Consider the following 10160-nt stretch of genomic DNA (forward strand, 5'->3'; position numbering starts at 1 on the left):
CGTTCGAACGGGTGACACCGAACAAGGAGATGCAATGACTGCCAAGGCAACCACGCAGGCCACCTGGGAACAGGACGTGCTGCAGGCCGACGGTCCGGTGCTGGTCGACTTCTGGGCGGCATGGTGCGGTCCGTGCCGCATGGTCGCACCGGTGCTCGACGAGATCCAGGCCGAGAACCCCGAGAAGATCACCATTCTCAAGCTCAACGTCGACGAGAACCCCGACCTCGCGATGAAGTACCAGATCACCTCGATCCCCGCGATGAAGGTGTTCCAGGGCGGCGAGGTGAAGGCGACCATCATCGGCGCCAAGCCCAAGCCCGCACTCCTGCAGGATCTCGCGCCGTTCATCGGCTGATCTGCCCCTGATCGACGAAAGCCCGTCACCTCTCGAGGTGGCGGGCTTTCGTGTTCTCGGATGCTGTCGTGCAGCGTCCAGTGGCGCAGGCCGTGTTCAGTGGCGCAGGCCGTACCGCGGCTCAGGCGGCGAGCATCCGCCACACGGTGGGACTGAGTTCGGGGTACTCCAACGCGATGCGGCGCAGGACGCCGTCGTTCCATCCGCGGTCCGCGATCGTGACGCCCTGATCGGCTGCGACGTCGGCGCGCAGCAACAACACGACCAGTTCGTCGGTCGTGGGGAGCTCGCTCATGAAGTCCCACGGGTCCTCACCGAAGCGCAGACGCTCGTGCACGAGCACCGACCGCTCATCGGCGGCCTCGGCGCGCAGCACCTCTAGGCTGGCTCGGCGCGGAAAGTCATCACTCACCCATCAAGCCTACGCGCGATGACGAGCACCCCGGCGTTGCACGATCACTTCCTCGGTCATCGATTCGAGCTCGCGCCCCTTGGTCTCGGCGACCTTGAAGTACACGAAGAAGAACGACAGCAACGCGAAGAACGCGTAGAAGCCATACGCGAACGTCAGACCGATCTCAGCGAAGGCCGGGAACGTCGTCGAGATGAAGAAGTTCGCCACCCACTGAGCGGCCGCAGCGACCGCGAGAGCCCCCGCCCGGATGGAGTTCGGGAACATCTCCCCCAGAAGCACCCAGACCAGCGGCCCCCACGTCGCCCCGAAGAAGACCACAAAGGCGTTCGCCGAGACCAGCGCGATCGTCGACCACGGCTCTGCCAACGCGACCTCACCTGCAGCATCCACCGTCCCGAACGAGAACGCCACGGCCATCAGGCCCAGAGTCACCGCCATGCCGACCGAGCCGACCATCAGCATGAGGCGACGACCGACGCGATCGACGAGCAGGATCGCCACGATCGTCACGACGATGTTCGTCACCGACGTGATCACGGTGATCGTCAGGGCATCGGACTCATCGAAGCCAACCGATCGCCACAGCGTCGTCGAGTAGTAGAAGATCACGTTGATGCCGACGAACTGCTGGAACACACTCAGCAGGATGCCGACCCACACGATCGGCTTGAGTCCGAAACGGTGGCCCCGCAGGTCGCGCAGCGACTCCTGCCGTTCGGTGTTGATCGTGCCGGTGATCTCGTCGATCTTCGCGCGGACGTCGATCTCGCCGGTGACGTCCGTGAGCACTTGGCCGGCGCGCTCGAGATGGCCACGCGCGACCAGATAGCGCGGCGACTCGGGCAACCGCAGGGCCATGAGTCCGTAGACGAGGGCTGGGATCGCCTCGGCCATGAACATCCATCGCCACGCCTGCAGGCCCCACAACGAACCGGCTGCTCCCCCGGCGAAGTTGGCGAGCATCGCATCCGACAGCAGTGCGACGAAGATGCCCGTCACGATCGCGAGCTGCTGCAGCGAGCCGAGGCGGCCGCGCACCCGTGCCGGTGACACCTCGGCGATGTACGCCGGCGCGATCACCGACGCCGCACCCACACCCAGGCCGCCGATCACGCGCCAGACGATCAGATCGATCACGCCGAACGCCAGGCCGGATCCGATGGCCGAGATGAAGAACAACACCGCCGCGGTGACCATCGTCGGCACGCGGCCGAGCCTGTTTGCGAGGGGTCCTGCAAACCAGGCACCCAGCGCGCAACCGATCAACGCCGACGATACGGCGAAGCCCTTCAGCGCGACACCGAGCTCGAAGGCGTCAGACAGGGCATCCACGGCGCCGTTGATCACGGCCGTGTCGAATCCGAACAGGAATCCACCGAGCGCGGCGGCGATACTGACGCCGATCACACGGCCGTGGATCGCGCCAGGTTGCCTTGCGTGCGGTTGCCTTGCGTCAGCCATCATTCCCCCCGGTGCGATCGACAGTATGCAGGTGCCCGGATACTATCCGAGCCGACCCGCTCACGGAAGAGCGTTCTCGGGGGGGGCGATGCGTCAGCGGCTGCCGTACTCCTCTTCGCCGAGCTCGGCGAGAATCCGATTCAGGTCCTGGATCGAGGCGAACTCGATCTTGATCTGCCCCTTGCGCGCACCCAACGCGATCTGCACGCGGGTGTTCAGACGGTCACCAAGCTTGGTCGACACCTCGTCGAGGTATGCACGGCGGGCGCCGGCCTTCGGCTTGACGGAGCGCGCGGAATCGGTCGGAAGACTCTTAGCAGCCGCCTCGGTGGCGCGCACCGAGAGATCCTCGTTCACAACCTTGTCGGCCAGACGCTGCATCTGCTCAGGGTCGTCGACCGAGAGAATCGCGCGTGCGTGGCCGGCTGAGAGCACACCGGCAGCGACACGCTGCTGCACCGGCACGGGAAGACGCAGCAGACGGATGGTATTGCTGATCTGCGGGCGCGACCGACCGATGCGAGTGGCCAGCTCTTCCTGCGTGATCCCGAAATCCTCGAGCAGCTGCTGGTAGGCAGAGGCCTCTTCTAGCGGGTTGAGTTCCGACCGGTGCAGGTTCTCGAGCAGCGCGTCGCGCAGCAGATCCTCATCGGCAGTCTCACGCACGATCGCGGGGATCGCCTCGAGGCCGGCCTCGCGTGCGGCGCGCGTGCGCCGCTCCCCCATGATCAGCTCGTACTCGCCACCGCTGTTGCGGCGAACAACGACGGGCTGCAGAACGCCGAACTCCTTGACGCTGTGCACGAGCTCGGCGAGGTGGTCCTCGTCGAAGTGGGTGCGCGGCTGGCGGGGGTTGGGGACGATGAGCTTCGGGTCGACCTGGATCAGGCGGATGCCCGGGATCTCGGCGAGGGCGGCGTCGGCTTCTGTGGCGGTGTCGTCTGCAGCATCCGAGGTCTTGGCCGGACGCGCGGTCTTTGTCTTGGTCTTGGCGTCCGCGGTGTCGGGAGCGACCGTCTCGGTCGCGATCTTGACGTTGCCGGGGAAGAATACGTCGACCGGGCGTTCGGTCTGATCTGCTGTCGGAATGAGCGCGCCGATGCCCCGTCCGAGTCCAGTGCGTTTGGCCATCATGCTCCCTTGTTCTGAGCGGATTGCTGACCCCGCTGAGCGATTTCCACTGCTGCCTCCCGATACGCGACCGCGCCGGCAGATGTGCCGTCGTACGCGATGACGGTCTGTCCGAAGCTGGGAGCTTCTGAGACGCGCACCGACCGTGGGATCACGGCGTCGAGAATCTGCTGCGGGAAGTGAGCGCGCACCTCGTCGGAGACCTGCTGCGCCAGACGCGTGCGGGCGTCATACATCGTCAGGAGGATCGTCGAGAGGGTGAGTTCGGGGTTGAGGTGCTTCTGGATCATCTGGATGTTCCCGAGCAGCTGGCTCAGGCCCTCGAGCGCGTAGTACTCGCACTGGATCGGGATGAGCACCTCGGTCGCCGCGGTGAAGGCGTTGATCGTGAGGAGTCCGAGCGAAGGCGGGCAGTCGATGATCACGACGTCCTTCGGGTTCTCACGCAGGTAGATCTCGAGCGCACGACGCAGGCGGAACTCCCGCGCCACCTGCGAGACAAGTTCGATCTCAGCGCCGGCGAGATGAATGGTGCTCGGTGCGCAGAACAGGTTCGGCGACTCGGGGCTCGGCTGGACGATCTCGCCGAATGGCTGGTCGTTGATCAGCACGTCGTAGATGCTGGCGGTCTCGGCGGTGTGCGTCACGCTCAATGCCGTCGAGGCATTGCCCTGCGGGTCAAGGTCGATCACGAGGACCCTTGCGCCGAGCTCGGCAAGTGCGGATGCCAGGTTGACGGTCGTCGTCGTCTTTCCGACTCCGCCCTTCTGGTTCGACACCGTGAAGATTCGGGTGTCACCGTCGAAGGAGACCTTGACCTTGCTGAGGGCTTTGCGTCGGGAGGCCAGATCAGCCAGCTCCCGCGCGAGCGGGGTATCCATCCCGAGATCGGTGTTCGGCGATGCGTTGTCGGATGGTTTCACGTGAAACATCGACTCCTTTCGGGACCGTCATCCACTCTAACCGAGGCAACTGTCTGCGTCGGTCATTGAGCGCGGCTCCGCCCCCACTCCCCCGGTCATTGAGCGAGGACCGTTCACGTGAAACACCCACCCGGTCATTGAGCGAGGAGCGCAGCACCGAGACGAAATGAGCCTGCGCCCTCGGGGGATGTTCGCTTCGACTCGCTTCGCTCGCTCAACGTCCGAGTCCTCTTGCCCGGTCATTGAGCGAGGAGCGCAGCGACGAGACGAAATGCCAGGCTCCCGTTGCGATGCGTTTCGACTCGCTCCGCTCGCTCAACGTCCGAGTCCTCTCGCCCGGTCATTGAGCGAGGAGCGCAGCGACGAGACGAAATGCCAGGCTCCCGTTGCGATGCGTTTCGACTCGCTCCGCTCGCTCAACGACCGTGGACACCGCGCGTTTCACGTGAAACACCCACCCGGTCATTGAGCGAGGAGCGAAGCGACGAGACGACTGGCGACGCCCCTGCAGCCACCGTTTCACGTGAAACACTCCCTCGGTCATTGAGCGAGGCGCGCAGCGGCGAGACGAAATGAGCTGCACCGCCGTAGAGCGGACGTTTCGACTCGCTCCGCTCGCTCAACGGCCGTCGACACCTGCTGTTTCGCGTAAGACGCCAGCGGCCACTGAGAGAGGGGCGCGCGGCGAACGAAACCAACCCTCGAACCGGCTACGGCTGAATCAGTCCACTCACTCACCGCCGGAACCCCCTCCCCCGTCGAACCTCGCCGCAGGCGCCCGGCGATGGCTGCCGTTTCACGTGATACACCACCCGGTCATTGACCGAGGAGCGAAGCGACGAGACGAAATGAACGCCACCGCAGGGTGTGCGTTCCGACTCGCTTCGCTCGCTCAACGGCCGGAGGACTCACATACGTGTCGACCATAGAAGAAGAAACACCGCTATGTGACGAGCTGGGCCGGACTCTCGAGGAGGAAACGTGTCGACTCGCCGCGCTCGCCCAACGACGGCGGCGTCACTTCCGGCCACATTGCGGAACTCAGTACCGGCACCCGTTTCACGTGAAGCACCACCACGGGTCATTGAGCGAGGAGCGAAGCACCGAGTCGAAATCTGCGCCCCAGTAGTCGCACACGTTTCGACTCGCTCCGCTCGCCCAACGACCAAGGAACCACTGCGCGACCTGCTTGGCGGCACTCATCCGACGCAAGTTTCACGTGAAACACCGCCGATCATTGAGCGAGGAGCGCAGCGACGAGACGAAACGTGCTCCCTCAGTAGTCGCGCACGTTTCGACTCGCTCCGCTCGCTCAACGACCGTACGGCCGGTCATTGAGCGAGGAGCACAGCGACGAGACGAAACGTGCTCCCCGCACGCCCCAAGACTCGCGTGCGTTTCGACTCGCTTCGCTCGCTCAACGACCGAGACGTCACTGCCGGACCTGCATGCCGGTCCCATCCCGACGCATGTTTCACGTGAAACAACGCCGGTCATTGAGCGAGGAGCGTAGCGACGAGACGAGACGTGCTCCCCCAGTCGTCGCGCGCGTTTCGACTCGCTGCGTTCGCTCAACGACCGAGGAGCCACTGCTGGACCTGCATGGCGGCACTCATCCGACGCAAGTTTCACGTGAAACATCACCCGTCGTTGAATGAGGAGCGCAGCGACGAGACGAAACGTGTTCGCTCAGTAGTCGCGCGCGTTTCGGCTCGCTCCGCTCAATCAACGATCGTGAAGGCCGCACGGTTCACGTGGAACAACGCCGGTCATTGTGCGAGAAGCGCAGCGACGAGACGAAGTGTGCTCCCCCAGTACTCGCGTACGTTTCGACTCGCTGCGCTCGCTCAACGACCAGAGGTGCCACCGCGGCGGAGAGCGCGCTCGCGTGCGCTCCAGCCCTTGATCGCGTCGTAGCCGCCCTCCATGAACGCCAGGCGCTTCGCGTGACTCCACCCCTGCATTCGCTTCTCGAGAGCAAACGCCTCATCAATGCGATCGAACTCGGCCCACCAAACCAGCGTGACCGGTAGCCGGCACGACGTGTAGTCACTCCCCATTCCCTGCGCGTGAGTCTGCACTCGAGCATCAAGGTCTTTCGTGCTGCCTACGTAGAACGTGCCGTCCGAGCAGCGGAGAACATAGGTGTATCCGATCATGGTCGGACACTATGCGCACCGGGGAGTACGGCGATGTCGAGATCACGGGAGCTGTGGATGTTTCACGTGAAACGTGGAGTTGGGGAGAGCGAAGACTCCGGGCGGTCTAGTGGTGTGAGCGTTTCGTCTCGCTCCGCTCGCTCAACGACCGAGGGAACTCAGCTCGAGCACTAGCGTTTCGTCTCGCTGCGCTCGCTCAACGACCGGGGAGAGCTCCGCTCGCGTACTCGCGCTTCGACGAGTTGCGCTCGCTCAACGACCGGGGACAGCGGGGGTCGCGCGGACGCGAGCGCGGAACACACGCGTCGGCTCGGCGAGCACTCCCTCTCCGAGCACTTCCACTGTGGCGTCCGACACCTTGAACTTCTTGAACACCTTCTGAGCGGCATCGATCTCGGCCGGCACGTTGTGCCCCTTCAGCAAGATCAACTCACCGCCGTCCTTCACCAACGGAGCAGTAATCGGGATCAACGTGCGAAGTGCACTCACCGCACGTGCCGTTACGGAATCGAACTCCAGCCCGACATCCTCGCCACGAGCGCGCATGACACGTACGTTGTCCAGCCCCAGAGCCTCGACCTGCTCCGTCAGCCATGCCACACGACGCTCCATCGGCTCGATCAGCGTGAAATGGACATCCGGACGAGCAATCGCGAGCACAAGGCCCGGCAACCCCGCACCGGAACCGACATCGGCAACCGAGCCCTGAAACAGCGGCGCAGCGATCGCAGAGTTCAGAACATGACGCGTCCAGATGCGCGGCAGCTCGAGCGGGCCAATCAAACCGCGCGTCTCCCCCTCCGCGACCAGCGCATCGGTGAAACGACGCGCAAGATCAATGCGTGCGCCGAAGAGCTCCGCGGCGACGGAGGGTTCAGATTCGGGGGTGTGGGACATTTCGTCTCGCTTCGCTCGCTCAATGACCGGAAAAGGGGCCCGCTCAATGACCGGAGACCGGGGCGGCTATGCGCATCACCGTTTCACGTGAAACATCACCGACGGGTGATGACCGTGTGGCGGTCTGCTCCCTCGCCGTAGGACTCCGAAACCAGCCCACGCTCCGAGGCGATGTCGTGCACGACCTTGCGCTCGTAGCTCGACATCGACGGCAGCGATGCCTGGCTGGCACCACCGTCAAGCTTCACAACCGCAGCGTCAACCAGGGCCTCGAGCTGCCGGCGACGCGTGTCGCGCGAACCACCGATGTCGAGGATCATCCTCGAGAACGAGCCCGTCTTGTTCTGCACGGCGAGGCGAGTGAGCTCCTGCAGAGCCTGCACGGTGTCGGGGGCCGACAGTACCGAAAGCCCCTCGCTCTCGGCCTCAACCGAGACATATGCCCGACCCTGCCGCACATCGAGGTTCAGATCACCGTCGATGTCGGCGATATCAAGCAGCTCCTCGAGAAAGTCTGCTGCGACATCCCCTTCACGCTCAAGATCCTCCACCGAGGGAACCGACGAGGTCTTCACGTCTTCAACAGTCATCAGTTCGAGCCCTTCTTCTTGGCACGCTTCTTGCTCATCGGCTGCTCACGCTTGGGAGCCTCCGCCTTGGCGCGCTCCATCTCTTCGAGCTTGCGCTGCTCCTCTGCCCGCACGACCTCGATCGGAACGATCTTGCCCTCGGCGTTGATGGCCTTGCCCTTGCGCGCAAGGCGCTCTTCACGCGCCTTCGCCGCCTCGGAACCCGGCGTGGGCATCTCGCGGATGACCAAGAACTGCTGACCCATGGTCCACAGGTTCGAGACGAACCAGTACATGACGACACCGAGCGGGAAGAAGACACCCGAGAAGATGAAGCCCAGCGGCAGCACGTAGAGCATGATCTTCTGCATCTGGTACGCCTGGCCGGTCTTGGCCTCAGGTGAGAGGTTCTTGGAGATGATCTGCAGCTGGGTGAAGAACTGCGAAACGATCATCAGGACGACGAGGATCGCCAGCAGCACGATCGCCGGGGTATTGCCGGCCGACCAGGCCTCGCCCAGTGTCTCGTGCAGCGACACCGAACCGAACAGCGTCGCATCGAAGAACTGCTTCGTCAGCTCGGGGCTGAGTAGCCCGACACCACCGACCTCGGCCTCCGCGTGCATCTTGACGTCGCGCAAAACGCTGAACAGCGCGAAGAAGATCGGCATCTGCACCAGCAGCGGCAAGCAGCTCGACATCGGCGTCGTGCCGTGCTTCTTGTACAGGGCCATGGTCTCGCGGCTCATCGCCTCGCGAGAGAGCTGATCCTTCTTGCCCTTGTACTTCTCCTGAACCTTTCGCAGGTCAGGAGCGATTTCCATCATCTTCCGCTGGCTCTTGATCTGCTTCACGAACAGCGGGAAGACCGCCGCGCGAACCACAATCACCAGACCGACGATCGACAGCACCCAGGTGATGCCGTCGGCCTCGGGCATGCCGGCGGCCGTCAGCAGCCAATGCCAGGCGACGAGGATGAGCTCGACGGCCCACTTCAGCGGCCAGAGAATGGCACCGAACAGGTCGAAGCCGCCGCCGGAGTCCTCGGCGGCAGGGGTGCTTGCGAGCAGGAGGTCAAGACCCACTGTTCAGTCCTTTCGAGCAGGTACGACGAAACCACGGGCGGTCAAGTCGTATCGGAAGTGAGCGTGCGGGCGGACGTCATCAACGCCGCCTTTGCTCCAGGGATTGCAACGCAGGATGCGCCATGCCGAGAGCATCGCTCCCCACACGGCGCCGTGCTGCTGCACCGCTCCTACAGCGTACGCGGAACAGGACGGGTAATACCTGCACACGTCGCCATACAGCGGAGAGATGATCGCCCGATACACGACGAGGAACGCAAGCACCGCGTTACGCGGCAGCACCAGCAGACCTCGAAACAGATCGGATGCCCGGAACCGCGCCGTTCCGAAGGCGTAGGAGGGCAGTGCGCTCATGAGCCCACCGCATCGGCGAACCGTTTGTTCAGGCAGCGTGCCACGTCTGCCCGCAGCGACGAGAATTCGGCGGTCGCAGACGCAGGGAGGGCACGGATGACGACATCCGTGCCCTCAGGAACCATGTCGACGAACTCCGCGCACACGGCTTTGAGCCGTCGACGAACGGTGTTGCGAACCACAGCGGTTCCTACCTGCTTGCTGATGATGAACCCGAACCGAGGGGGCCGCGCGTCGGTGCTCACGAGCACAGACGTGATGAGTCGCGGACCGCCGCATCGTGTTCCCCGGCGAACAGCCTGACGATAGTCAGCGCCGCGGGTCAGACGATTCGGTCGGGCGAGCACTGGGCGTTACGCCGAGAGCTCGGTGCGGCCCTTCGCGCGTCGTGCCGACAGGATGGCGCGACCGGCGCGGGTACGCATACGTGCGCGGAAGCCGTGCTTCTTGGCGCGACGACGGTTGTTGGGCTGGAAAGTGCGCTTGCTCATGGAATCACTCCGAACTGGTGTCGCCGGGTTCAGACGTCCGGAGACAGGGGGTACTGCCGTTAGGCATAAGTCAACCGATTAAGGGTACGACTCGCCGACGCACAGAGCAAATCGTGTGCGGAGACCGCCATCGGCACTGAGAGTTACGCACAGCCATTATCCACAACTGTGGAAACGCGTTCCATCTTCAGAACATCCGCGTGTTTCCGCGGACGGCTTGCCGTTCGCCCCTTCGGTGACTACCGTTGCATCCATCGTTATCCACAGGGGGAGATCACGCTTCAAGGCGACCTTTCCACAACCTCGCCCGGAGCACC

12 protein-coding genes are annotated in these 10160 nt (G+C 64.0%); 1 reads left to right on the top strand and 11 read right to left on the bottom strand.

Annotation, left to right across the window (positions count from 1 at the left end):
• Nucleotides 1-34 precede the first annotated feature (34 nt).
• Nucleotides 35-358, top strand: coding sequence for a thioredoxin (trxA, locus tag PTQ19_RS15280; RefSeq protein WP_179409585.1), 324 nt, complete (start codon nucleotides 35-37; stop codon nucleotides 356-358).
• Between the two features lie 121 nt (nucleotides 359-479).
• Here trxA and PTQ19_RS15285 read toward each other — a convergent pair whose 3' ends face one another.
• The 11 genes from PTQ19_RS15285 to rpmH all read right to left on the bottom strand — a co-directional run bounded on the left by PTQ19_RS15285 (nucleotide 480) and on the right by rpmH (nucleotide 9843).
• Nucleotides 480-770, bottom strand: coding sequence for a tryptophan synthase subunit alpha (locus tag PTQ19_RS15285; protein ID WP_274367962.1), 291 nt, complete (start codon nucleotides 768-770; stop codon nucleotides 480-482).
• A gap of 9 nt (nucleotides 771-779) precedes the next feature.
• A complete protein-coding gene (locus PTQ19_RS15290; protein ID WP_274367963.1) occupies nucleotides 780-2234 on the bottom strand; it encodes a sugar porter family MFS transporter in 1455 nt (484 codons plus the stop codon).
• 93 nt (nucleotides 2235-2327) lie between these two features.
• On the bottom strand, nucleotides 2328-3365 hold the full coding sequence (locus tag PTQ19_RS15295; RefSeq protein WP_274367964.1) for a ParB/RepB/Spo0J family partition protein: 1038 nt from the start codon (nucleotides 3363-3365) through the stop codon (nucleotides 2328-2330).
• Entirely contained in the window at nucleotides 3365-4246 is an 882-nt protein-coding gene (locus tag PTQ19_RS15300) for a ParA family protein (RefSeq protein WP_206550885.1), read from the bottom strand. The genes PTQ19_RS15295 and PTQ19_RS15300 overlap by 1 nt, the downstream gene beginning before the upstream one ends.
• Nucleotides 4247-6135: 1889 nt before the next feature.
• A complete protein-coding gene (locus PTQ19_RS15305) occupies nucleotides 6136-6447 on the bottom strand; it encodes a GIY-YIG nuclease family protein (RefSeq protein ID WP_274367965.1) in 312 nt (103 codons plus the stop codon).
• A gap of 252 nt (nucleotides 6448-6699) precedes the next feature.
• Nucleotides 6700-7344 (bottom strand): 16S rRNA (guanine(527)-N(7))-methyltransferase RsmG, encoded by a 645-nt coding sequence (gene rsmG, locus PTQ19_RS15310; RefSeq protein WP_274367966.1) that lies wholly within the window; start codon nucleotides 7342-7344, stop codon nucleotides 6700-6702.
• A gap of 95 nt (nucleotides 7345-7439) precedes the next feature.
• On the bottom strand, nucleotides 7440-7934 hold the full coding sequence (locus PTQ19_RS15315) for a protein jag (RefSeq protein WP_274367967.1): 495 nt from the start codon (nucleotides 7932-7934) through the stop codon (nucleotides 7440-7442).
• Nucleotides 7934-8998: a membrane protein insertase YidC gene (gene yidC, locus PTQ19_RS15320; RefSeq protein ID WP_274367968.1), complete on the bottom strand. Its 1065-nt coding sequence runs from the start codon at nucleotides 8996-8998 to the stop codon at nucleotides 7934-7936. Before yidC ends, PTQ19_RS15315 begins: the two co-directional genes overlap by 1 nt.
• Before the next feature lie 3 nt (nucleotides 8999-9001).
• Nucleotides 9002-9352: a membrane protein insertion efficiency factor YidD gene (yidD, locus tag PTQ19_RS15325; RefSeq protein ID WP_179409577.1), complete on the bottom strand. Its 351-nt coding sequence runs from the start codon at nucleotides 9350-9352 to the stop codon at nucleotides 9002-9004.
• The gene (rnpA, locus tag PTQ19_RS15330) at nucleotides 9349-9699 is read right to left on the bottom strand and encodes a ribonuclease P protein component (RefSeq protein ID WP_274367969.1); all 351 of its coding nucleotides are present in this window, start codon (nucleotides 9697-9699) and stop codon (nucleotides 9349-9351) included. Before rnpA ends, yidD begins: the two co-directional genes overlap by 4 nt.
• A gap of 6 nt (nucleotides 9700-9705) precedes the next feature.
• Entirely contained in the window at nucleotides 9706-9843 is a 138-nt protein-coding gene (rpmH, locus tag PTQ19_RS15335; protein WP_022879826.1) for a 50S ribosomal protein L34, read from the bottom strand.
• Nucleotides 9844-10160 lie beyond the last annotated feature (317 nt).

This window comes from Microbacterium esteraromaticum (assembly GCF_028747645.1).
Taxonomy (GTDB): Bacteria; Actinomycetota; Actinomycetes; order Actinomycetales; family Microbacteriaceae; genus Microbacterium; species Microbacterium esteraromaticum_C.

Excerpts from the sequence above, each read along its gene's own strand:
- PTQ19_RS15290 (WP_274367963.1), bottom strand. The coding sequence starts at position 2,234 with ATGGCTGACGCAAGGCAACCGCACGCAAGGCAACCTGGCGCGATCCAC.
- PTQ19_RS15295 (WP_274367964.1), bottom strand. The coding sequence starts at position 3,365 with ATGGCCAAACGCACTGGACTCGGACGGGGCATCGGCGCGCTCATTCCG.
- PTQ19_RS15300 (WP_206550885.1), bottom strand. The coding sequence starts at position 4,246 with ATGGATACCCCGCTCGCGCGGGAGCTGGCTGATCTGGCCTCCCGACGC.
- rpmH (WP_022879826.1), bottom strand. The coding sequence starts at position 9,843 with ATGAGCAAGCGCACTTTCCAGCCCAACAACCGTCGTCGCGCCAAGAAG.
- trxA (WP_179409585.1), top strand. The coding sequence starts at position 35 with ATGACTGCCAAGGCAACCACGCAGGCCACCTGGGAACAGGACGTGCTG.
- PTQ19_RS15315 (WP_274367967.1), bottom strand. The coding sequence starts at position 7,934 with ATGACTGTTGAAGACGTGAAGACCTCGTCGGTTCCCTCGGTGGAGGAT.
- yidD (WP_179409577.1), bottom strand. The coding sequence starts at position 9,352 with ATGAGCGCACTGCCCTCCTACGCCTTCGGAACGGCGCGGTTCCGGGCA.
- rsmG (WP_274367966.1), bottom strand. The coding sequence starts at position 7,344 with ATGTCCCACACCCCCGAATCTGAACCCTCCGTCGCCGCGGAGCTCTTC.
- PTQ19_RS15305 (WP_274367965.1), bottom strand. The coding sequence starts at position 6,447 with ATGATCGGATACACCTATGTTCTCCGCTGCTCGGACGGCACGTTCTAC.